General features: G+C 72.3%; 18 protein-coding genes and 1 tRNA gene. 17 read left to right on the forward strand and 2 right to left on the reverse strand.

Annotation, left to right across the window (positions count from 1 at the left end; translation table 11 throughout):
* Positions 1–90: 90 nt before the first annotated feature.
* Positions 91–246 (reverse strand): hypothetical protein, encoded by a 156-nt coding sequence (locus ABD374_RS27585; protein WP_344498594.1) that lies wholly within the window; start codon positions 244–246, stop codon positions 91–93.
* A gap of 462 nt (positions 247–708) precedes the next feature.
* Between ABD374_RS27585 and ABD374_RS27590 the strand changes: the two genes are divergently transcribed.
* From ABD374_RS27590 to ABD374_RS27670, 17 genes are all read left to right on the forward strand, one after another.
* Entirely contained in the window at positions 709–1,386 is a 678-nt protein-coding gene (locus ABD374_RS27590) for a GntR family transcriptional regulator (RefSeq protein WP_344498596.1), read from the forward strand.
* A gap of 216 nt (positions 1,387–1,602) precedes the next feature.
* Entirely contained in the window at positions 1,603–2,784 is a 1,182-nt protein-coding gene (locus tag ABD374_RS27595; RefSeq protein ID WP_344498597.1) for an ROK family transcriptional regulator, read from the forward strand.
* 195 nt (positions 2,785–2,979) lie between these two features.
* Positions 2,980–4,518: a sugar ABC transporter ATP-binding protein gene (locus tag ABD374_RS27600; RefSeq protein WP_344498599.1), complete on the forward strand. Its 1,539-nt coding sequence runs from the start codon at positions 2,980–2,982 to the stop codon at positions 4,516–4,518.
* Positions 4,515–5,555 (forward strand): ABC transporter permease, encoded by a 1,041-nt coding sequence (locus ABD374_RS27605; protein ID WP_344498601.1) that lies wholly within the window; start codon positions 4,515–4,517, stop codon positions 5,553–5,555. Before ABD374_RS27600 ends, ABD374_RS27605 begins: the two co-directional genes overlap by 4 nt.
* A 57-nt stretch (positions 5,556–5,612) precedes the next feature.
* Positions 5,613–6,653 (forward strand): substrate-binding domain-containing protein, encoded by a 1,041-nt coding sequence (locus ABD374_RS27610; RefSeq protein WP_344498603.1) that lies wholly within the window; start codon positions 5,613–5,615, stop codon positions 6,651–6,653.
* Positions 6,654–6,712: 59 nt separating this feature from the next.
* A complete protein-coding gene (locus ABD374_RS27615) occupies positions 6,713–7,951 on the forward strand; it encodes a Gfo/Idh/MocA family protein (protein WP_344498605.1) in 1,239 nt (412 codons plus the stop codon).
* A 14-nt stretch (positions 7,952–7,965) separates the two neighbouring features.
* A complete protein-coding gene (locus ABD374_RS27620) occupies positions 7,966–8,970 on the forward strand; it encodes a sugar phosphate isomerase/epimerase family protein (protein WP_344498607.1) in 1,005 nt (334 codons plus the stop codon).
* A 244-nt stretch (positions 8,971–9,214) separates the two neighbouring features.
* The gene (locus ABD374_RS27625) at positions 9,215–12,943 is read left to right on the forward strand and encodes a ThuA domain-containing protein (RefSeq protein WP_344498609.1); all 3,729 of its coding nucleotides are present in this window, start codon (positions 9,215–9,217) and stop codon (positions 12,941–12,943) included.
* A gap of 122 nt (positions 12,944–13,065) precedes the next feature.
* Positions 13,066–14,199 (forward strand): inositol-3-phosphate synthase, encoded by a 1,134-nt coding sequence (locus ABD374_RS27630; RefSeq protein ID WP_344498611.1) that lies wholly within the window; start codon positions 13,066–13,068, stop codon positions 14,197–14,199.
* Positions 14,196–15,404, forward strand: coding sequence for a UbiA family prenyltransferase (locus tag ABD374_RS27635; protein WP_344498613.1), 1,209 nt, complete (start codon positions 14,196–14,198; stop codon positions 15,402–15,404). The genes ABD374_RS27630 and ABD374_RS27635 overlap by 4 nt, the downstream gene beginning before the upstream one ends.
* Positions 15,401–16,330 carry a sugar phosphate isomerase/epimerase family protein gene (locus tag ABD374_RS27640; protein ID WP_344498615.1) on the forward strand — a complete coding sequence of 310 codons (930 nt, stop codon included), beginning with the start codon at positions 15,401–15,403 and terminating at the stop codon, positions 16,328–16,330. The genes ABD374_RS27635 and ABD374_RS27640 overlap by 4 nt, the downstream gene beginning before the upstream one ends.
* On the forward strand, positions 16,324–17,055 hold the full coding sequence (locus ABD374_RS27645; RefSeq protein WP_344498617.1) for an EboA domain-containing protein: 732 nt from the start codon (positions 16,324–16,326) through the stop codon (positions 17,053–17,055). Before ABD374_RS27640 ends, ABD374_RS27645 begins: the two co-directional genes overlap by 7 nt.
* A complete protein-coding gene (locus tag ABD374_RS27650; protein WP_344498619.1) occupies positions 17,055–17,906 on the forward strand; it encodes a TatD family hydrolase in 852 nt (283 codons plus the stop codon). Before ABD374_RS27645 ends, ABD374_RS27650 begins: the two co-directional genes overlap by 1 nt.
* A gap of 3 nt (positions 17,907–17,909) precedes the next feature.
* Positions 17,910–19,118: a metabolite traffic protein EboE gene (gene eboE, locus ABD374_RS27655; protein WP_344498621.1), complete on the forward strand. Its 1,209-nt coding sequence runs from the start codon at positions 17,910–17,912 to the stop codon at positions 19,116–19,118.
* Positions 19,115–20,518: an alkaline phosphatase family protein gene (locus ABD374_RS27660; protein ID WP_344498623.1), complete on the forward strand. Its 1,404-nt coding sequence runs from the start codon at positions 19,115–19,117 to the stop codon at positions 20,516–20,518. The genes eboE and ABD374_RS27660 overlap by 4 nt, the downstream gene beginning before the upstream one ends.
* Before the next feature lie 25 nt (positions 20,519–20,543).
* Entirely contained in the window at positions 20,544–21,575 is a 1,032-nt protein-coding gene (locus ABD374_RS27665; RefSeq protein ID WP_344498625.1) for a sugar phosphate isomerase/epimerase family protein, read from the forward strand.
* Positions 21,576–21,902: 327 nt separating this feature from the next.
* Positions 21,903–21,987: transfer RNA gene (locus tag ABD374_RS27670), tRNA-Leu, on the forward strand.
* Here the strand turns inward: ABD374_RS27670 and ABD374_RS27675 are convergent.
* Positions 21,952–22,569 (reverse strand): hypothetical protein, encoded by a 618-nt coding sequence (locus ABD374_RS27675; RefSeq protein WP_344498627.1) that lies wholly within the window; start codon positions 22,567–22,569, stop codon positions 21,952–21,954. The genes ABD374_RS27670 and ABD374_RS27675 overlap by 36 nt on opposite strands.
* Position 22,570: the final 1 nt, after the last annotated feature.

The raw sequence follows: 22,570 nt of genomic DNA on the forward strand, positions 1-22,570 counted from the left end.
CCGTACCGCCCGTGACGCGCCGTGCCCGGACCCCGGCGCCATCGGGGACCGGGCGCGGTGCCGCTCGGGCGGTTTTCCGGCGGGGCGGTGTCAGTACGGCTTCGCGACCGCCGTGCGGGTCGTCCGCCGGAGCGCGGGCACCGGCGCGTCGCTCGGGTCGCCCACCCGCGCCCCCTGCGCGGGCGTCACGGTGCGGCCGTCCCCGCCCACGCCGGTCGGGTGGGCGCCCGGCCCGGAGTCCGGCACCGACGTGCGGACGCCGTGGACGTGAGCCCCTTCCCCGACCGGGACCGGGACGTAGTCCTGCCAGGACGCGGTGCCGCCGGGCGCGGCGCGCGGCCGGTCCGCCTCGACGCCCTTCGCCCCGCACCGTGATCCGCACCGCCCAGGCGTCCGGTTCGGCGCTGAAACCGCGGTGCCAGGTGCCACCGTCGGCGGGCACCGCCTTCTCCAGGGAGAACGGCGGCGGGTCCGGCGGGCCGGGCGCGGCGGCCGGTGCGGTCCGCATGCCGGGAGGCACCGGGAGGCACCTGGAGGCACCTCGTTCCGTGCGGTCGGTGCTGCCGGATTCGAGGCCGTGGGCCGCTGGGGCGATGACCGACACGCACCCGGGGCGGCGAGGATCTCGGCGTGGGTGAGGATTGTGCTCGGTAGACTGTAGACGATAGCCAATTACCGCTCGCCGATGTCGGCCAGGAGGGGATCGCGATGCCGTCCGCGGGACTGCCGCAAGGGGCCGTGCCGAAGCTGGAGAGGCCGGGGCCGCTCCGCGAGCGCGTGTACGAGGCGCTGCTCGAACTCATCACGACCCGGGCCCTGCGGCCCGGCCAGCATTTGATCGAGAGCGAGCTCGCCGGGCACCTGGGGGTGTCCCGGCAGCCGGTGCGCGAGGCGTTGCAACGGCTCAACACCGAGGGGTGGGTCGATCTGCGGCCCGCACAGGGCGCGTTCGTGCACGAGCCCACCGAGGAGGAGGCCGACCAGCTCCTCTCCGTCCGTACGCTCCTGGAGGCGGAGGCGGCCGGACTCGCCGCCGCCAACGCGGGGTCCGCCGGTATCGCAGCCCTCGAAGAGGTGTGCGCCCGGGGCGAGCGGGCCGTCGCCGAGGGCGACGTGGACCTCGCCGTGTCGCTCAACGCCCAGTTCCACGCCCAGGTCATGGAACTGGCGGGCAATGCCGTCCTCGGTGAACTGGCGGCGCAGGTGGGCCGGCGCGTCCGCTGGTACCACACGCCCGTCGCCCGGCAGCGCGGCAAGCAGTCCTGGACCGAGCACCGCGCGCTGATCGCCGCGATCTCCGACCGCGACGAGCGGCGCGCCACCGAGGTCATGCGGGCGCACACCGAGCACACCCGTACGGCCCACCACCAGCGCGAGGCCCGGTAGTCCGCGCGCCGGCAGCCCCACGCCGGCAGTCCGCGGGGCCCGGGGCGGAGTTCCCGGGCCCCGCGGACTGCCCGGGAAACCGCCTTTGTCCTCGGTGTGGAGAAAGTTGAGGCGGATTCCTGCTCAACTTCTTCCCACTCCCGGCACCCGCTGCTACGTTCCCCTCCAAAGCACGACGGAGAACGGCCGACAGGCAGGGAGGGGCATGTGAGGCGGATGACGGCGCGACCCGCGAACGCGCACCAGGCGCGACTGCTCCGCCTGCTGCGTGACGGCGGACCCAACTCCCGTGCCCAGCTGGGGGATCAGGTCGACCTCTCCCGTTCGAAACTCGCCGTCGAGGTGGACCGGCTGCTCGACACCGGCCTGGTCGTGGCCGACGGCCTCGCCGCCTCGCGCGGCGGCCGCCGCTCGCACAACATCCGGCTCGCGCCCGGCCTGCGCTTCCTCGGCGTCGACATCGGCGCCACCTCGATCGACGTGGCCGTCACCAACGCGGAACTGGAGGTGCTCGGCCACCTCAACCACCCCATGGACGTACGGGAAGGCCCGGTCGCCGTCTTCGAACAGGCCCTCGCCCTGGCCGCCAAGCTCAGGGCGTCCGGCCTCGCCGAGGGCTTCGACGGGGCGGGCATCGGCGTACCGGGCCCGGTCCGCTTCCCGGAGGGCGTGCCGGTCGCGCCGCCGATCATGCCCGGCTGGGACGGCTTTCCCGTACGCGAGGCGCTCAGCCAGGAACTGGGCTGCCCCGTCATGGTCGACAACGACGTGAACCTGATGGCGATGGGGGAGCAGCACGCCGGTGTCGCACGCTCCGTCGGCGACTTCCTCTGCGTCAAGATAGGCACCGGTATCGGCTGCGGCATCGTCGTCGGCGGCGAGGTCTACCGCGGTACGACCGGCAGCGCCGGCGACATCGGCCACATCCAGGTCGAACCGGAAGGCCGCGCCTGCGCCTGCGGCAACAAGGGATGTCTGGAAGCCCACTTCAGCGGCGCCGCGCTCGCCCGCGACGCCGAGGACGCGGCCCGCTCCGGCAGCTCGCCCGAACTGGCCGTGCGGCTCGAAGCGGCGGGACGGCTCACGGCCGCCGACGTCGCCGCGGCCGCGGCGGCCGGCGACGCCGCCTCGCTCGACCTCATCCGCGAGGGCGGCAACCGCGTCGGCCAGGTCATCGCCGGACTCGTCAGCTTCTTCAACCCCGGCCTCGTGGTGATCGGCGGCGGGGTGACCGGCCTCGGCCACACCCTGCTCGCCAGCGTCCGCACCCAGGTCTACCGCCAGTCGCTGCCCCTGGCGACCGGCAACCTGCCCATCGTCCTGGGCGAGTTGGGGCCCACCGCCGGCGTGATCGGCGCGGCCAGGCTCATCAGCGACCACCTGTTCTCGCCTGCCTGAACCCGGGCGGCGCCCGTAGGACCCGTACGACACGTAGGACCCGTACGACCGGTACGACCCGCACAGCACCGACAACCGCACCCGGGCGGCTTCGCCGTGCCCGGATCCGCCCTGCCCAGATCCGCTCCGACCTGCTTCTGACCTGATCCTGCCCTGCTCGCTCACCGGCCGCCGCACCAGCCGAGGGGAACCGTCATGGCACCACCGCAAGCAGCTCCACCCCTTCTTCTCACGATGTCCGGCATCACCAAGTCCTTCCCCGGCGTCCGCGCCCTCGACGGCGTCGACCTGGAGGTCCAGGCGGGCGAGGTCCACTGCCTCCTCGGCCAGAACGGCGCCGGCAAGTCCACCCTCATCAAGGTCCTCGCGGGCGTACACCAGCCCGACGACGGCGAGATCACCTGGCAGGGCGCCGAGGTCGCCCTCAAGTCCCCCATCGCCGCCATGCGCCTGGGCATCGCCACCATCTACCAGGAACTCGACCTGGTGGAGGGCCTGTCGGTCGCCGAGAACATCTTCCTCGGCCACGAGCCGACCACCGCCGGCTTCGTCGTACGGGGCAAGGAGGCCCGCGCGTCCGCGACCGCCCTGCTGAGGCGTCTCGGCCACCAGGAGATCGACTCCGGCTCCCTCGTCGGATCGCTCTCCGCCGCCCAGCAGCAGATCGTCTCCATGGCGCGGGCCCTCTCCCACGACGTACGGCTCATCGTGATGGACGAGCCGTCCGCCGCCCTCGACCCCGACGAGGTCGAGAACCTCTTCCGCATCGTCGCGGCGCTCACCGCGGACGGTGTCGCCGTCGTCTACATCTCCCACCGGCTGGAGGAGATCCGGCGCATCGGCGACCGCGTGACCGTGCTCAAGGACGGACGCGCGGTCGCGGTCGGACTGCCCGCCAAGACCACCCCGACACGCGAGGTCGTCTCCCTGATGACCGGCCGCGACGTCGGGTACGTCTTTCCCGGGCGGGCGGCGGACACCGGCGGGGCCACGGCCGCCCCACCCGTGCTGCGGGTCGAAGGACTCGCCAGGGAAGGGGAGTTCGCGGCCCTCGACCTCGACGTCCGCCCGGGTGAGATCGTCGGCCTCGCCGGTCTCGTCGGTTCCGGGCGCTCGGAAGTGCTGGAGACGATCTACGGAGCGCGCAGGCCCAGCGCCGGCCGCGTCCTCGTCGACGGACAGCCCCTGCGCCCCGGCAGCGTCCGCGCCGCCGTGCGCGCGGGCATCGGACTGGCCCCCGAGGAACGCAAGGCCCAGGGCCTGCTGATGCTCGAATCCGTCACCCGCAACGTGTCCGTGTCGACCCTGTCCCGCTTCTCGCGCGGCGGCTGGCTCGACCGTACGGCCGAACGCGGGGCCGCGCAGGCCGCCACCCGCGAGCTGTCCCTGCGCCCCGACAACCCCGACGCCCCCGTCCGCACCCTCTCCGGCGGCAACCAGCAGAAGGCCGTACTCGCCCGCTGGCTGCTGCGCGGCTGCCGGGTGCTGCTGCTCGACGAACCGACGCGCGGCGTCGACGTCGGGGCGCGCGCCGAGCTGTACGCCGTGATCCGCAGGCTGGCCGACGAGGGCCTCGCCGTACTCCTCGTATCCAGCGAAGTCCCGGAAGTCCTGGGGCTCGCCGACCGGGTGCTCGTCCTCAGGGAAGGGCGCGTCGTCCACACGGCGCCCGCCCGGGAACTCGACGAACACCGTGTACTCGACCTTGTGATGGAAGGGAGCCCGACGCCATGACGCAGCCCGTCCCGTCGGCGCAGCAGCAGCAGGACGGACCGGTCGTCACCCCGGCCGGGCCGCCCCCCGAGCAGCCGGCCCGGCGCAAGTTCGGGCTGCGCCTCGACGTACGCAACCTGTCGCTGCTCGGCGTACTCGCCGTCCTCGTCGTCGTCGGGGGCATCACCAAGCCCGACCAGTTCCTGGACGGCAGCAACCTCCAGCTCGTCCTCACCCAGGCGTCCGTCATCGGCGTCGTCACCGTCGGCATGACCTTCGTCATCACCAGCGGCGGCATCGACCTGTCGGTGGGCGCGATCGTGGCGCTCGCCTCGGTGTGGGCGACGACGCTCGCGACCCAGGAGTACGGTTTCGCGGGCATCCTCTTCACGGCGGTGGTGGTCGGGCTCGCCTGCGGGCTCGTCAACGGGCTGCTCATCGCGTACGGCGGGATGGTGCCGTTCATCGCGACGCTCGCCATGCTGGCGTCGGCCCGCGGCCTCGCCCTGCAGATCACCGACGGCAAGACGCAGATTGTCACCGTCGAATCGGTGCTCGACCTGGGCATTCCCGACGCGTACGTGCTCGGCGTACCGCCGCTGGTCTGGGTGTTCGCCGTCGTCACCGTCGTCGGCTGGCTGCTGCTCAACCGCACCACCTTCGGCCGGCGCACGGTCGCGGTCGGCGGCAACGCCGAGGCGGCCAGGCTCGCCGGCATCGACGTACGGCGCCAGCGCCTCTACCTCTACCTGCTGTCCGGACTGTGCTGCGGCATCGCGGCCTTCCTGCTGATCGTCCTGTCCGGCTCGGGACAGAACACCAACGGCAACCTGTACGAACTCGACGCCATCGCGGCGGCGATCATCGGCGGGACGCTGCTCAGCGGCGGCCGGGGCACGATCGTGGGCTCCGTGCTCGGCGTCCTCGTCTTCACCACGATCACCAACATCTTCGCGCTCAACAACCTGCAGAGCGACGTACAGCAGATCGCCAAGGGCGCGATCATCGTCGCCGCCGTACTGGTCCAGCGCCGCACCGCGCGCCACGGCGAGGGCTGACCCCGCCCCCTGCTCCCCCCGTACTCGTACGACCTGACCTGAAGGGTTGGAACCGTCATGCCAGAAACCAGTCGCAGAGGACTGCTCTTCGGCACCGCGGCCGTGTCCGCGGGCGCCCTGCTCACCGCCTGCACCAGCAACGAGCCGAAGAAGAAGGAGCCGGCCGTCAACGACGAGCCGGCCGCCGCCGAGGACAAGCCCGGCAAGCCGGTCACCATCGGGTTCGCGGGTCCGCAGGCCGACCACGGCTGGCTCAACGCCATCAACGAGAACGCCAAGTCGCGCGCCGAGAAGTACTCCGAGGTGACCCTGGAGATCACCGAGGGGTCGAACGACACCGCGGCGCAGATCGGCCAGGTCCAGACGCTGATCAACAAGAAGGTCGACGTACTGGTGATCCTGCCGGCCGACGGCAAGGCGCTCACCCAGGTCGGCCTCCAGGCGATGAAGGCGGGCATCCCCGTCGTCAACCTGGACCGGATCTTCGCGTCGCCGCAGGCCTACCGCTGCTGGATCGGCGGCGACAACTACGGCATGGGGCTCAACGCCGGCAACTACATCGGCGAGCAGCTCAAGGACAAGAAGAACGCCAAGGTGGTGGAGCTGGCCGGCCTCGACAACCTGGAACTGACCAAGCAGCGCAGCCAGGGCTTCGCGGACGCCCTCAAGAACTACCCCAACATCGAGCGCGTCGCCCGCCAGGCGGCCGACTTCACCGTCGAGTCCGGCCAGGCCAAGATGGCGCAGCTGCTCCAGGCGCAGAAGCAGTTCGACGCGCTGTGGAACCACGACGACGACCAGGGCGTGGGCGCCCTGCGCGCCATCCAGCAGGCCGGGCGCGACGACTTCATGATGGTCGGAGGGGCCGGGGCGAAGGCCGCGATGGACGCCATCAAGGCGGACAACAGCGTGCTGAAGGCCACCGTCCTCTACCCGCCCACCATGGCCGCGTCCGCCATCGACCTGGCGCGCGCGCTCGGCCAGGGCAAGGGCGTGGGCGGTATGTCGGAGCTGGAGATCCCGGCGTCGATCACCCTCTACTCGGCCGTCGTCACCAAGGACAACGTCGACCAGTACCTGCCGACCGGCTTCAGCTGACCGGGCCGCATCGCCAGCCCCCACCGTGCGCGTGACGAGTTCGACGAGGAGGAATCCGTATGGCCGGTAAGGAAGAGACGGAGACAGGTGCGCGGGCGGAGGCCGGGACCGCGTCCGGGGCGCCGCCGACGCTCGGCGTCGGCATGGTCGGATACGCGTTCATGGGAGCGGCCCACTCCCAGGGCTGGCGCACCGCGGGCCGCGTCTTCGACCTGCCGGCGCGGCCGGTCCTCGCGGCCGTCTGCGGACGCGACCGTACGGCCGTACGGGCGGCGGCGGACCAGCACGGGTGGGCCGCGGCCGAGACCGACTGGCGGGCCCTGATCGCCCGTGACGACGTGCAGATCGTCGACATCTGCACACCGGGCGACAGCCATGCGGAGATCGCCGTCGCCGCTCTGGAGGCGGGCAAGCACGTGCTGTGCGAGAAGCCGCTGGCCAACTCGGTCGCCGAGGCGGAGACCATGACGGCCGCCGCCGCACGCGCCCGGGCCCGCGGACAGGTGGCGATGGTCGGCTTCAACTACCGCCGGGTGCCCGCCATGATGTACGCCCGCCGGCTGATCGCGGAGGGCAGGCTCGGGGCGCTGCGGCACGTCCGCGTCACCTACCTCCAGGACTGGCTCGTCGACCCGGAGTTCCCGCTGACCTGGCGGCTCCAGCGGCAGCACGCGGGCTCGGGCGCGCTCGGCGACCTGGGCGCGCACATCGTGGACCTCGCGCAGTTCCTGGCGGGGGAGCCGCTGGTGGGCGTGTCCGCGCTGACCGAGACCTTCGTACGGTCCAGGCCCCTGCCCGCCGGGGCCACGGCGGGGCTCTCGGGGGCCGGGGGCGCCGAGGCGGGGCGCGGTGAGGTGACCGTCGACGACGCGGCGCTGTTCACGGGACGGCTCGCCTCGGGGGCGCTGGCCTCCTTCGAGGCGACACGGACGGCGGCGGGCCGCAAGAACGCGCTCCGCGTCGAACTCAACGGTGAGCGCGGTTCGCTGGCCTTCGACCTGGAGCGGCTGAACGAGCTGTCCTTCCACGACCACACCGAGCCGGCGGTCACCGCCGGGTTCCGCCGGATCCTGGTGACCGAGCCCGGGCACCCGTACCTGGAGGGGTGGTGGCCGCCCGGTCACGCCCTGGGGTACGAGCACACCTTCGTGCACCAGGCGCGCGACCTGGTGCACGCCATCGCCACCGGCACCGATCCGCAGCCGTCCTTCGCGGACGGGCTCCAGGTGCAGCGGGTGCTGGCGGCGGTGGAGGAGAGCGCCGAGAAGAACGCCGTCTACACACCCGTACCCCTGTAGGAGGTCGTCTCCGCATGCCACGTCCCTTCACACTCTTCACCGGCCAGTGGGCCGACCTGCCCCTGGAAGACGTCTGCCGGCTCGCCCGCGACTTCGGTTACGACGGGCTCGAACTCGCCTGCTGGGGAGATCACTTCGAGGTCGACAGGGCCCTGAACGAGCCCGGATACCTCGACGGGCGCCATGCCCTGCTGGACAAGTACGGGCTCACGTGCTGGGCCGTCTCCAACCACCTGGTGGGCCAGGCGGTCTGCGACGCGCCCATCGACGAGCGCCACCGGGCGATCCTGCCGGCGCGGATCTGGGGCGACGGCGAGCCCGAGGGGGTGCGGCGGCGGGCCGCGGCGGAGATGGCCGACACCGCGCGCGCCGCGGCGGCCTTCGGGGTCCGTACGGTCGTCGGCTTCACCGGGTCGTCCATCTGGCACCTGGTGGCGATGTTCCCGCCGGTGCCGCCGCACATGATCGAGCGGGGGTACGAGGACTTCGCCGAGCGCTGGAACCCGGTCCTGGACGTCTTCGACGCGGAGGGGGTGCGCTTCGCCCACGAGGTGCACCCCAGCGAGATCGCGTACGACTACTGGACGACGAAGCGGGCGCTGGAGGCGGTCGGGCACCGGCCTGCCTTCGGGCTGAACTTCGACCCGAGCCACTTCGTGTGGCAGGACCTGGACCCGGTCGGCTTCCTCTACGACTTCCGCGACCGGATCTACCACGTGGACTGCAAGGAAGCCCGCAAACGCCTCGACGGCCGCAATGGCCGCCTGGGCTCCCACCTGCCCTGGGGCGACCCGCGCCGCGGCTGGGACTTCGTCTCCGCCGGACACGGTGACGTCCCGTGGGAGGACGTCTTCCGGATGCTGCGCTCGATCGGGTACGAGGGACCGGTCTCGGTGGAGTGGGAGGACGCCGGCATGGACCGCCTCACCGGAGCCCCGGAAGCGCTCGCCACGCTGAAGCGCTACGACTTCGACCCGCCGTCGGCCTCCTTCGACGCTGCGTTCGGGGGCGGCGACTAGGTTTCACACACGGGACGCCGGCCGTCCGGACGCGGCTTTGTCCTGCGTCGGGAGAAAGTTCAACTTACCCGCTGCGCAAGGGCTTTCCGTTCCGGACGAACGGAGTTACCGTCCCTGAGGTGTACAGGACATGAGTGGGTTCCGGTGTGACGGCGCGTTCCGGTTCCCCTTCCCGCGACAGAGAGCTTCCCCGCCCGGCGTGGTGCAGGACGAGCACCGCCCGGCCCGTTCCCGGAGGACACTCGTGCACAGGAAACGGCTCAGAGCCGGATCGGCCCGAAAGACCCTCGCACTCCTCACCGGCGGCCTCCTGGCCGCCACCTCACTGACCCTCACCGCCACCGCCGCCGAAAAGCCCGCACCGGGCAGCGGCGCCGCCCCGTCCGCCGCAGCCGCCGCCGAGGACTTCCAGCAGGTCACCCTCGCCAAGGGCGAGCCCGAGACGGGCGAACCCATGTCGCTCGCGGTGCTCCCCGACCGCAGCGTGCTGCACACCTCGCGCGACGGCGAGCTGCGGATGACCGACAGCGCGGGCAACACCCGCGTCGTCGGCACGATCCCGGTCTACTCGCACGACGAAGAGGGCCTCCAGGGCATCGGCATCGACCCGGGGTTCAGCGAGAACCGGCGGATCTACCTCTACTACGCGCCCCCGATGGACACCCCGGCGGGCGACGCCCCCGACGAGGGCACCGCCGCCGACTTCGCCAGGTTCGACGGCGTCAACCGGCTCTCACGCTTCGTGCTCAAGGCCGACGGCACCCTCGACAACGCCAGCGAGAAGAAGATCCTCGACGTACCCGCCACCCGTGGCATCTGCTGCCACGTCGGCGGCGACATCGACTTCGACGCGCAGGGCAACCTCTACCTGTCGACCGGTGACGACTCCAACCCCTTCGCCTCCGACGGCTACACCCCCATCGACGAACGCCCGGACCGCAACCCGGCGTACGACGCGCGCCGGACCTCGGGCAACACGAACGACCTGCGCGGAAAGATCCTCCGTATCAAGGTGAACGACGACGGCTCGTACGCGGTTCCCGAGGGCAACCTCTTCGCCCCCGGCACCGCGAAGACGCGCCCCGAGATCTACGCCATGGGCTTCCGCAACCCCTTCCGCTTCAGCGTCGACCAGGCCACCGGTGTGCTCTACGTCGGTGACTACGGCCCCGACGCCGGCGCCGCCGACCCCGAGCGCGGCCCGGCGGGACAGGTCGAGTTCGCCCGCGTCACCAAGCCCGGCAACTTCGGCTGGCCCTTCTGCACCGGCAAGAACGACGCCTACGTCGACTACGACTTCGCGACCAAGGAGTCCGGCGCCGAGTTCGACTGCGCCGCGCTCAAGAACACCTCGCCGCACAACACCGGCCTGACCGACCTGCCGCCCGCCCAGGAGGCCTGGATCCCGTACGACGGCGGATCGCTCCCCGAGTTCGGCTCCGGGTCCGAGTCCCCGATGGGCGGCCCCGTCTACCGGTACGACAAGGACCTCGACTCCCCGGTGAAGTTCCCCGAGGCGTACGACGGCGACTTCTTCGCGACCGAGTTCGGCCGGCGCTGGATCAAGCGCATCGAGCAGGACGCCGACGGCGCCGTGCAGTCCATCAACCCCGTGCCGTGGACCGGCACCCAGGTCATGGACTCGGCCTTCGGCCCCGACGGCGCGCTGTACGTCCTCGACTACGGCACCGCCTGGTTCGGCGGCAACGAGCACTCCGGCCTCTACCGCATCGAGAACGCCACCGACGGACACTCGCCGGTCGCGGAAGCCGCGGCGGACAAGACGTCGGGCCAGGCCCCGCTGCGCGTGCGGTTCTCGTCCGCCGGGACGACGGACTCCGACGGCGACGCCCTGAAGTACTCCTGGGCGTTCGGCGACGGCGGTACGTCGACGTCCGCCGACCCCACGTACACCTACAAGAGGAACGGCACGTACACCGCGACCGTCACCGCCAGGGACACCACGGGGCGGACCGGATCGGCGAGCGTGCGGATCGTCGTCGGCAACACCGCGCCCGAGGTGACCCTGGAACTGCCCGGTGACGGCCGGCTCTTCACCTTCGGCGACGAGGTGCCGTTCAGGGTGAAGGTCACCGACGCGGAGGACGGCGCCGTCGACTGCTCGAAGGTCAAGGTGTCGCACTTCCTCGGCCACGACAGCCACGGCCACAAGATCACCGAGGCGTTCGGCTGCTCCGGCACCATCAAGACCATCGCCGACGGCGAGCACGACCCGAACGCCAACATCTTCGGCGCGTTCGACGCGGAGTACACGGACAAGGGCGCAGGCGGCCAGGCCCCGCTCACCACCCACGACCAGGCCGTGGCACAGCCCAAGCACCGCCAGGCCGAGCACTTCTCGAAGTCCTCGGGCGTCACCGTCTTCAACAAGACGCCCGCACACGGCGGCAAGGCCGTCGGTGACATCGAGAACGGCGACTGGATCGCCTTCGCGCCGTACCGGATCGGCGACGCCACCTCCCTCACCGCGCGGATCTCGTCCGGCGGCGCGGGCGGCACGCTCGAGGTCCGCACCGGATCGCCCGACGGCAGGCTCGTCGGATCGACCGTCGTGCCGGTGACCGGCGGCTGGGAGACCTTCCAGGACGTCACCACCACCATCGAACGCCCCCCGGGCAGGACCACCACCCTCTACCTCGTCTTCAAGGGCGGCGCCGGAGCCCTCTACGACATCGACGACTTCACCTTCTCCACGGCGAAGAGCGACGCCACGCCCAAGAAGCGGGTCCTCGTCTTCTCCAAGACCGCCGGCTTCCGCCACGACTCCATCGGGGCGGGCATCACGGCCCTCAAGGAGCTCGGCGCGCAGCGCGGACTCGCCGTGGACGCCACCGAGGAGGCGAAGCAGTTCACCCCCGGGAACCTCGCCCGCTACGACGCGGTCGCCTTCCTCTCGACGACCGGTGACGTGCTGAACGCCGACCAGCAGACGGTCTTCGAACAGTACGTCGCCGACGGCGGCGGCTACCTGGGCATCCACGCCGCCGCCGACACCGAGTACGACTGGAAGTTCTACGGCGGACTCGTCGGCGCGCACTTCCACTCGCACCCGCAGATCCAGAAGGCGACCGTGCGGGTCGAGGACCACGACCACCCCGCCACCGCGCACCTGGACAGCAGCTGGCAGCGCACCGACGAGTGGTACAACTACCGCACCAACCCGCGTGGGCAGGCCCGCGTCCTGGCCACCCTCGACGAGACCAGCTACACCGGCGGCACCATGAAGGGCGACCACCCGATCGCCTGGTGCCAGCCGTACGAGGGCGGACGCTCCTTCTACACCGGCGGCGGGCACACCAAGGAGTCGTACGCCGAACCGGCCTTCCGCAAGCACCTGCTGGGCGGAATGCTCTACGCCACCGGGATCGCCAAGGCCGACTGCAAGCCCGCCAAGGGCTACCGGCCGCTCTTCAACGGCGAGACCCTCGACGGATGGAAGCAGGCGGGCCCCGGTTCCTTCGAGATCAAGGACCGCACGCTGAACTCCGTCGGCGGCCTGGGCCTGCTCTGGCACCAGTCCAAGGAGTTCACGTCCTACTCCCTGAAGCTCGACTGGAAGACGGCCGGTGACGACAACTCCGGTGTCTTCGTGGGCTTCCCGGCCTCCGACGACCCGTGGTCGGCCGTCGAGAAGGGGTACGAGATCCAGATCGACGCGACGGACGCCCCGGACCGTACCACCGGGTCCGTGTACGGCTTCAAGGCGGCGAACACCGCCGCACGGGACGCCGCGCTCAACCCGCCGGGGGAGTGGAACGCGTACGAGATCAGGGTCGAGGGAGAGCGGCTGCGCGTCTTCCTCAACGGAGTGAAGATCAACGACTTCACGAACACCGACCCCGCGCGGAGCCTGGCCCAGGGACACATCGGCATCCAGAACCACGGTGCCGGTGACGACGTCTCGTTCCGCAACATCAAGGTCAAGGAGCTGCCGGCGGCGAACGGCTCCTAGCTCCTCGTCCGGCACGACCGCCAGGACCGGTGGCGGGCGGGAGCACGCCGAGCCCCCGCCCGCCACCCTCTGGCACGTGTGTACTTCCCCATCTCTTCACCGCTCTGGCAGGGAGGCAGCCCGTGACCACCCCATCCGAAGGCACAACGGCGCACACGGCACGGACCGGAGTGTGGTTCGTCGGAGCGCGAGGTTCCGTCGCCACGACCGCCGTCGCGGGCTGCGCGGCGCTCACCGCGGGGCTCCACGCGGCGGACGGCATGGTCACCGAGACCCCGCCGTTCGCCGGGAGCGGCCTTCCGCCGCTCTCCTCCCTCGTCTTCGGCGGGCACGACACGGCGAGCTGCCCCCTGCCCAAACGGGCCGAGGAACTGGAGGCGGGCGGCGTCCTGCCGCACGGCCTGGCCTCGGCCGTACGCAGCGAACTGACCGCGGCGGAAGGGGAGATCCGGACCGGCGGCCCGCTGCCGGGCGACACGCGGGGCGACGAGGAACTCATCGCCGCGTTCACCGCGGACCTGCTCGGCTTCGCGCACCGGCAGCGGCTCGACCGGGTCGTCGTCGTCAACGTCGCCTCCACCGAACCCGCCCCCGCGGACCACACGCTTCCGCCGAGCTCCCTGTACGCGGCGGCGGCGCTGCGGGCCGGCTGCCCGTACGTCAACTTCACCCCCTCCACCGGGCTGCGCGCCGAAGCCCTCCGAGGCGCCGTCGCGGCCAGTGGCCTTCCCCACGCGGGACGCGACGGCAAGACGGGCCAGACGCTGCTCCGTTCCGTACTCGCCCCGATGTTCGTGCAGCGCGCCCTGTCCGTACGGGCATGGTCCGGCACGAACCTGCTCGGCGGCGGGGACGGAGCGGCGCTGGCCGACCCGGCGGCGGCCGCGGCCAAGAACGCCGGCAAGAACCGCGTCCTGACCGACACCCTCGGCACGCTTCCGCAGGGCGAGGTCCACATCGACGACGTACCGGCGCTCGGCGACTGGAAGACGGCCTGGGACCACATCGCCTTCGAGGGCTTCCTGGGATCGCGGATGACGCTCCAGACGACGTGGCAGGGGTGCGACTCGGCGCTCGCGGCGCCCCTGGTCCTGGACCTGGCCCGGCTGCTGGCCCGCGCCCACGAGGCGGGCATCTCCGGCCCCCTGCCGGAGCTGGGCTTCTACTTCAAGGACCCGGACGGCGGCCCGGCGGCGCTGGGGGAGCAGTACGAGGCGCTCCTGGCCTTCGGGACCCGCCTGCGGGAGGCCCGATGACGTCCGCCCGCGGCACCGCGTGGGCGGAACTCCTGCGCGTGTCGGCGCTGTTCACCGTGGTGGGCGACGCGGTGGCGGGCGCGGCGTCCGCCGGGGTACGCCCCAACCGGGGCACCGCGCTGGCCGTCGGGGCTTCGGTGTGCCTGTACGAGGCGGGCATGGCCCTGAACGACTGGGCGGACCGGGCCGAGGACGCGGTGGACCGTCCGCACCGCCCGGTCCCCTCGGGCCGCGTCACCCCGCGAGCCGCCCTGACGGCGTCGTGCGCGCTGACGGCGGCGGGCCTCGCCCTGGCGGCCGGGGCGGGCCGGCCGGCCCTGGGGGTGGCCGTCCCGCTGGCCGCCACGGTCTGGGCCTACGACCTGCGCCTGAAGCACACACCGGCGGCCCCCGCCGCGATGGCGACGGCCCGGGCCCTGGACCTCCTCCTCGGTGCGACGGCCACGCGGGCGGGGGCCGGCCGGGCAGGTCTTTCCTTTCCCCGCCCCGCCCCTTCCCGGAGTCCTCGGTCGCCGGGCGGGCTTGACTTTCCACGTCGGGCCGGCAGGTTCACCCCTGTCCGGCGGGCTCCGGCCCGTCAAGGGGGCCCCTCTCCTGCCCTGGAGGCCATGGGGGGAATCGAGGACCGGGGTCCGGGGCGGAGCCCCGGTGCGGGAAGGGGCGGGGCGGGGGCCGGGGTCCGCCGGGCAGGCCCCGGCCCCGCGGGGGGCGCGGCCCGCGACCCCGGTGCGCGGGACGCCCTGACCGCCGCGGCGATGCTCGGCGCGCACACCTACGCCGTCACGGCGGTCTCGCGCCGCGAGACGCGGGGCGGTTCGACGGCCGTGCCGCTCGCCGCCCTCGCGGCGACCGCCGTACTGGCCGCCCTGGCCGCCCGCGAACGCCCCGGCTCCACGCGCCGCACCCCGTACGCGCACGGCCCCGCCGCATCCAGCCACGCAGCGGTACGCGTCGCCGCCCGCCTGGCGACCCCCGCCGCCCTCGCGGCAGCCTCCTACTTCCGCACCGCGGCCAAGCCCCTCCTCCACGCCGCGCTCAACCCTTCCCCGCCCCTCACCCAGCGTGCCGTGGGCGGTGGGATCCGGGCCATGATCCCGCTGCAGGCGGCGCTCACGGCCCGCAGCGGCGCGGCCGGGGCCGGGGTTGCGCTCATGGGGCTCGTACCCGTCGCCCGGAAGCTGTCGCGAAAGGTGAGCCCCACATGAGCCCCACTCCTCTCCCCACCTCCACTTCCCTCGCCACCCCCACTCCCGCCCCTCTCTGCCTCGGTTACGGCACCAACGGCCTCACCGACCTCCGCCTGGACGACGCCCTCGCTCTCCTCGCCGACCTCGGCTACGACGGTGTCGGCCTGACCCTCGACCACATGCACCTCGACCCCCTCGCTCCCGGACTCGCCGCCCGCACCGGCCACGTCGCCCGCGGGCTGGCGCGGCTGGGGCTGGGCGTGACCGTCGAGACCGGCGCGCGGTACGTCCTCGACCCGCGCCGCAAGCACGGCCCGTCCCTGCTCGACCCGGACCCCGAAGACCGCGCCGCCCGCGCCGGACTGCTCCTCACCGCGGTACGCGTCGCCGCCGACCTGGGCGCCCACGCCGTGCACTGCTTCAGCGGCGTCCCCCCGGCGGCCACCCCGCCCGGCACCGCCTGGCAGCGGCTGACGGAGTCGCTCGCCCCCGTCATCGACGCCGCCGCCACCGCCGGCGTACCGCTCGCCGTCGAACCCGAACCCGGGCACCTCCTCTCCACCCTCGCCGACTTCCACCACCTGCGCCGCGCCCTCGGCGACCCGTCCGCCCTCGGCCTGACCCTCGACATCGGCCACTGCCAGTGCCTGGAACCGTCCTCGCCCGCCGACTGCGTACGCGAGGCCGGGCCCTGGCTGCGGCACGTCCAGATCGAGGACATGCGGCGCGGCGTACACGAGCACCTGCCGTTCGGCGAGGGCGAGATCGACTTCCCGCCCGTCCTGGAGGCGCTCGCGGCCACCGGCTACCAGGGCCTGACGGTCGTCGAACTGCCCCGCCACTCGCACGCCGGCCCGGACCTGGCCGCACGCTCCCTCGACTTCCTCCGCACGGCACTGCCCACCGGGCCGCTCCTCCCGGCAGGAGGCGACACACGATGCTGACCGAGCTGACCGGGCTGACCGACGGCGCACCGCCCGCAGCCCTCCAAGCCGCACTCGAAGAACGACTGGCCGGCGCGGACCGCGCCTGGCTGCACGAGGCCCTGGCGGAGGCCGAGGCGGAGGCCGAGGCGGAGACGGAAACCGGGTCGCCCCGGCCGGCGGACCGCCCCCAGTGGTCCCTTCCCATCTGGGAGACCCGCTTCGCCGAAGCGGGCCGCCACTGCCACCCCGCCCAGGCCGGTCAGCCCGGCTCGCCCGGCCCGGGCGCCCAGGACCTGGCCGATGCCGCCCGTGTCCTCCTCCTGCACGCCGTACGGGCCGACCACGCCACCACCACCCGGCTCTACACCCACGGCACCGCGGCCGAGCGCCGCGCGGTCCTGCTCGCGCTGCCGCACCTGGGCGGGGTGCCCGCCGGTTCCGCGCTTCCGCTGGTCGAGGACGCGCTGCGGACGAACGACACGCGCCTGGTCGCGGCCGCGGTCGGCCGGTACGCCGCCGCCCATCTCGACCAGCACGCCTGGCGGCACGCCGTTCTCAAGTGCCTGTTCACCGGCGTCCCCGTCGGCGCCGTCGCGGACCTGGCCGGCCGGGCCGCCGGCGACGCCGAACTGGCCCGGATGCTCCGTGACTACGCCGCCGAACGCACCGCCGCCGGCCGCCCGGTCCCGGAGGATCTGGACCGCGTGCTGGCTCTTACGGCCGCCCCCACCCAGGAGTCCTGATGCGCATCTTCGACCCCCACATCCACATGACCTCCCGTACCACCGACGACTACGAGGCGATGTACGCCGCCGGGGTGCGTGCCGTGGTCGAGCCGTCCTTCTGGCTCGGCCAGCCCCGTACCTCACCGGCCAGCTTCTTCGACTACTTCGACGCGCTCCTCGGCTGGGAGCCCTTCCGCGCCTCCCAGTACGGCATCGCCCACCACTGCACGATCGCCCTCAACCCCAAAGAGGCGAACGACCCCCGCTGCGTCCCCGTTCTCGACGCGCTCGCCCGCTACCTCGTCAAGGACGGGGTCGTCGCGGTCGGCGAGATCGGCTACGACTCGATGACCCCCGCCGAGGACACCGCCCTGGCCGCCCAGCTCCAGCTGGCCGCCGGCCACGGGCTGCCCGCCCTCGTCCACACCCCGCACCGCGACAAGCTCGCAGGTCTGCACCGCACCGTCGACGTCATCCGTGAATCGGACCTCCCCCCGGACCGCGTCCTGCTCGACCACCTCAATGAGACAACCGTGAAGGCCGCCGCCGACAGCGGCTGCTGGCTCGGCTTCTCCGTCTACCCAGACACCAAGATGGACGAGGAGCGCATGGTCGCGGTGATCAAGGAGTACGGCACCGAAAAAGTGCTGGTCAACTCCGCCGCGGACTGGGGAAAGAGCGATCCGCTCAAGACCCGCAAGGTCGGTGACGCCCTGCTTGCCGCGGGTTTCACCGAGGACGACGTGGACCAGGTCCTGTGGCGCAACCCGGTGGCCTTCTACGGTCTCAGCGGCCGCCTCCAGCTCGACGTGCCCGACGCCCCCGGACCTCTCCACGAGGGCAACTCCATCCTCCGCGGCGGGGAGTGAACGATGCGCTTCCGCCACCCGGACGGCTCCACCGTCCACCTCGCGTACTGCACCAACGTCCATCCCGCGGAGACCCTCGACGGCGTACTCGCCCAGCTCCGCGACCACTGCGAACCCGTCCGCAGACGCCTCGGCCGCGACCGCCTCGGCATCGGCCTGTGGCTCGCGAAGGACGCCGCGCGCACCCTGACCAACGACCCGGCGACCCTGCGCGGCCTGCGCGCCGAACTGGACCGGCGCGGCCTGGAAGTCGTCACCCTCAACGGTTTCCCGTACGAGGGGTTCGGCGCCGGAGAGGTCAAGTACCGCGTCTACACACCGGACTGGACCGACCCCGAGCGCCTCGCCCATACCACCGACCTCGCCCGCCTGCTCGCCGCGCTCCTGCCGGACGACGTCACCGAAGGCACCGTCTCCACCCTCCCGATCGCCTGGCGCACCCCCTTCGACACGGCCCGCGCCGAGACCGCCCGCACGGCCCTCACCACCCTCGCCGAACGCCTCGACGCCCTGGAGGAGCTGACGGGCAAGTCCCTCCGCGTCGGCCTCGAACCGGAGCCCGGCTGCATCGTCGAGACCACCGCCGACGCCATCGGCCCGCTCACCGACCTGGCCACCCCGCGCATCGGCGTCTGCGTCGACACCTGCCACCTCGCCACCTCCTTCGAGGACCCGGCGACCGCCCTCGGCGCGCTCACCGCCGCCGGGATCACCATCGCCAAGGCCCAGCTCTCCGCCGCCCTGCACGCCGAGGAACCCCACCTCCCTGCAGTACGCGAAGCCCTCGCCGCCTTCGCCGAACCCCGCTTCCTGCACCAGACCCGCACCCTTCCCCACGCTCTCGAACGGCCGCGAGCGGGGGAGCCCCCGTTCACCACCGGCCTGCGCGGCACCGACGACCTCGACGAGGCCCTCACCGGCGGCGCCCTGCCCGACGGCGCCCCCTGGCGCGCCCACTTCCACGTACCCCTGCACGCCCCGCCCGCCCCGCCGCTCACCTCCACCCTCCCCGTGCTCCAGGACGCGCTCACCCGCCTCGTCGGCGGCCCGGAGCCGCTCACCCGCCACCTGGAGGTGGAGACGTACACCTGGCAGGCGCTCCCGCCCGAGCTGCGCCCCCGCACCCGCACCCAGCTGGCCGACGGCATCGCCGCCGAACTGACCCTCGCCCGCGACCTGCTGACCGACCTCGGCCTCAAGGAGCTGCCATGAGCCCCGCTCCCGCCCGGAAGCCCACCCCGCTCCTCGTCCTGGACGTCGTCGGCCTCACCCCCCGGCTCCTCGACCGCATGCCGCACCTCAAGGCCCTCGCACGGTCCGGCTCCCGGGCCGCCCTCGGCACCGTCCTGCCCGCCGTCACCTGCGCCGCCCAGTCCACCTTCCTCACCGGCGCCCTCCCCGCCGAGCACGGCATCGTCGGCAACGGCTGGTACTTCCGCGACATCGGCGAGGTACTCCTCTGGCGCCAGCACAACGGACTGGTCGAAGGCGACAAGATCTGGGACGCAGCCCGCCGCGTCCACCCCGGCTACACCGTCGCCAACATCTGCTGGTGGTACGCGATGGGCGCCGACACCGACATCACCGTCACCCCGCGCCCCGTCTACTACGCCGACGGCCGCAAGGAACCCGACTGCTACACCAGGCCCCCCGCGCTCCACGACGAACTCACCGACATGTTCGGCACGTTCCCCCTCTTCCACTTCTGGGGCCCGGGCGCCGACATCGTCTCCTCCCGGTGGATCATCGACGCCACCCGCCACATCCTCCGCACCCGCCCCACCGACCTGGCCCTCTGCTACCTCCCGCACCTCGACTACGACCTCCAGCGGTACGGCCCCGACGACCCCCGCTCCCACCGGGCGGCCACCGACCTGGACACGGCCCTGGCCCCCCTGCTCGCCGACGCGAAGGCCGAGGGCCGCACGGTCGTCGCCCTCTCCGAATACGGCATCACCCGCGTCAGCCGCCCCGTCGACATCAACCGGGCCCTGCGCCGCGCCGGCCTCCTGGAGGTCCACACCCAGGACGGCATGGAGTACCTCGACCCCATGACCTCCCGCGCCTTCGCCGTCGCCGACCACCAGCTCGCGCACGTCTACGTGCGCAGGCCCGAGGACCCCGGGAACATGGCGGCCGTACGCGAGGCCCTCAAGGACGTCGAGGGAATCGGTGAACTCCTCGACGACGCGGGCAAGAAGGCGCACGGCCTCGACCACCCGCGCTCCGGCGAACTGGTCGCCGTGGCCGAACCCGACGCCTGGTTCACGTACTACTACTGGCTCGACGACGCGAAGGCGCCCGACTTCGCCCAGCTCGTCGAGATCCACCGCAAGCCCGGCTACGACCCCGTCGAGCTCTTCATGGACCCCCAGGACCCGTACGTACGCGTCAAGGCGGCCAAGGCCCTCGCCCGCAAGAAGCTGGGCATGCGCTACCGCATGGCGGTCGTGCCCCTCGACCCCTCACCCGTGCGCGGCAGCCACGGCCGCCTGCCCGAGCGTGACGAGGACGGTCCGCTCATCCTGTGCTCCACCCCCCGCGCCGTCGAGGGCCGTGTCGCGGCCACCGATGTGAAAGCCCTGCTCCTTCAGCTTGCCGGACTGCACTGACCAAGGGAGTTCCACCGTGAGACCCATGAGCCGCACCCCGCACGACCCCGAGCTCGCCCACCGACTCAGCCGCCGCAACGTCCTCGGTGTCGCGGCGGGCGCCACCGCGGCAGCCCTCCTCGGCATGGGCCCGGCCGCCGCGGCCGGCACGGACCGGGGCAAGGGCCGCCCCGTCCTGCCCCCCGGCCGCCTCGGCATCCAGCTCTACAGCCTCCGCGACAAGGTCTCCACCCTCGGTTTCGCCCCCGTCTTCGCCGAACTGGAGAAGTACGGCTACGACGAGATCGAACTCGCCGGGTACACCCAGGGGTCCGCGGGCCCCATCACCCTCGCCCAGCTCAGGCGGCTGGCCAAGGACCACGGCCTCAACCCCATCGGCAGCCACGTCAACTACTACTCGTCCGACCCCAAGGCGTACTCCTTCGCGACCAGCCTCACCCAGGTCATGGACGACGCCCAGGCCCTCGGCCTCAAGCACATCGGCACCGCGTCCGGACCGTTCCGCTACGGCTCCACCGTCGACGGCTGGAAGCGCGCCGCCGAGGACTTCAACACCTACGGCGCGGCGGCCCGCGAGCGCGGCATGAAGTTCTACCAGCACAACCACGCCGAGGAGTTCTCCTTCGCCACCGACAAGCCGGGCGTCCGCCTCTACGACGTCCTGCTCGCCGAGACCGACCCCGGCCTCGTGTACCTGGAGATGGACATCTACTGGGCGTACGCCGGCCAGTTCCGCTTCGGCAGGAGGGCGGACGGCACCCCCGCTCCCTTCGACCCGCTGAAGTACGTCCTCGACCAGCCCGAGCGCTACCCGCTGTTCCACGTCAAGGACGGCATCAAGGACAACACGGCCCGCGACGGCTACCGCATGACCGACGTCGGCGACGGCGACATCGACTACAAGAAGTTCCTGTCGGCGGTCACCAGGCACTCCCGCCGCGGCCGCACGTACCACCACTGGCAGGCCGAGCACGACAACCCCGCCGAGTCCTTCGCCTTCGCCCGCAAGTCCAGCGAGCACCTGCACTCGCTCCGCGAGGGCCGCTGCGGCGACTGATACCCACGGCACGGCACGGTACGGCGCGACACGGTACGGGTGCGGGGCCCGGAATCCTCCCGGGCCCCGCACCCGTACCGCCCGCCGCCGGTCCGCAGCCGGTCCCGACGGCACCCGCGCCCACCGGATCCGTATCCATGAGTCACCACCCGAACGCTACGCGTGCGCGGGCGGCGACACGCGGTGCGCACGGCGGCGGAACGACGGCGAGGCCGGGCCGAGCGGGGCCGCCGCAAGCCACTGACCATGGAATACGCAGGTGAAAGCCACCCCGAACCCCTGGTATTGTTTTCCATGTCGCCGCGGGAAACCGGGGCCGACCACCTGGTCCGGGTGGCGGAATGGCAGACGCGCTAGCTTGAGGTGCTAGTGCCCTTTATCGGGCGTGGGGGTTCAAGTCCCCCCTCGGACACTGGAATACGTACATGTCGAGCGCGGGTTGTGACTGAAGTGTCACGGCCCGCGTTCGTGCGTTGTGGCGGAGCGTGACGCCGAGATTGGTGTACATCTTCATTTTCCCCGGAACGGGGGTCTGGCGGATGAGGTCGTCGATCTGGCCGAGCTCTCGGACGATCTTGGTGATCTCATCCTCCGTGAGGGCCCGCCCGGCGGCGCCCGCGATCTTGATGAGCTGCCGCTGGGCGGCTTCTTTGCGGGCGGTGGTTTCGGTGATCCAGCCAGTCACCAGGGCGGGGTCGGCACCGGAGTCGAGGGCGGACCGGTACTGCTTGAGCTTTTTGTGCAGACGCGTGCGCACCACCCTCCCCGACCCATCGACCGCACCGGCTGAAGACTTGTTCCAACGGGACTTCACCGCCCCTGAGCGCTTGTGGTCAACGAGCGCGTTGTTCGGAGAACGGCTGGACGTGCTCATCACCCCCACGGCCATAGCGGGAACCCTGAAGTACCGTCTGCTCGCCGGCTTCCTCCTTGGCATCTGCTCCAGCGAGGACGCCAGGGCTTCTTGCCCTACCAGGCCACGCACGGTGAGCACG

Source organism: Streptomyces enissocaesilis (assembly GCF_039533765.1).
Classification (GTDB): Bacteria; Actinomycetota; Actinomycetes; order Streptomycetales; family Streptomycetaceae; genus Streptomyces; species Streptomyces enissocaesilis.

Bases quoted from the DNA above. Each gene is read 5' to 3' on its own strand.
- ABD374_RS27590 (WP_344498596.1), top strand. From the start codon at position 709: ATGCCGTCCGCGGGACTGCCGCAAGGGGCCGTGCCGAAGCTGGAGAGG.
- ABD374_RS27595 (WP_344498597.1), top strand. From the start codon at position 1,603: ATGACGGCGCGACCCGCGAACGCGCACCAGGCGCGACTGCTCCGCCTG.
- ABD374_RS27600 (WP_344498599.1), top strand. From the start codon at position 2,980: ATGGCACCACCGCAAGCAGCTCCACCCCTTCTTCTCACGATGTCCGGC.
- ABD374_RS27605 (WP_344498601.1), top strand. From the start codon at position 4,515: ATGACGCAGCCCGTCCCGTCGGCGCAGCAGCAGCAGGACGGACCGGTC.
- ABD374_RS27610 (WP_344498603.1), top strand. From the start codon at position 5,613: ATGCCAGAAACCAGTCGCAGAGGACTGCTCTTCGGCACCGCGGCCGTG.
- ABD374_RS27615 (WP_344498605.1), top strand. From the start codon at position 6,713: ATGGCCGGTAAGGAAGAGACGGAGACAGGTGCGCGGGCGGAGGCCGGG.
- ABD374_RS27620 (WP_344498607.1), top strand. From the start codon at position 7,966: ATGCCACGTCCCTTCACACTCTTCACCGGCCAGTGGGCCGACCTGCCC.
- ABD374_RS27635 (WP_344498613.1), top strand. From the start codon at position 14,196: ATGACGTCCGCCCGCGGCACCGCGTGGGCGGAACTCCTGCGCGTGTCG.
- ABD374_RS27640 (WP_344498615.1), top strand. From the start codon at position 15,401: ATGAGCCCCACTCCTCTCCCCACCTCCACTTCCCTCGCCACCCCCACT.
- ABD374_RS27645 (WP_344498617.1), top strand. From the start codon at position 16,324: ATGCTGACCGAGCTGACCGGGCTGACCGACGGCGCACCGCCCGCAGCC.
- ABD374_RS27650 (WP_344498619.1), top strand. From the start codon at position 17,055: ATGCGCATCTTCGACCCCCACATCCACATGACCTCCCGTACCACCGAC.
- eboE (WP_344498621.1), top strand. From the start codon at position 17,910: ATGCGCTTCCGCCACCCGGACGGCTCCACCGTCCACCTCGCGTACTGC.
- ABD374_RS27660 (WP_344498623.1), top strand. From the start codon at position 19,115: ATGAGCCCCGCTCCCGCCCGGAAGCCCACCCCGCTCCTCGTCCTGGAC.
- ABD374_RS27665 (WP_344498625.1), top strand. From the start codon at position 20,544: ATGAGCCGCACCCCGCACGACCCCGAGCTCGCCCACCGACTCAGCCGC.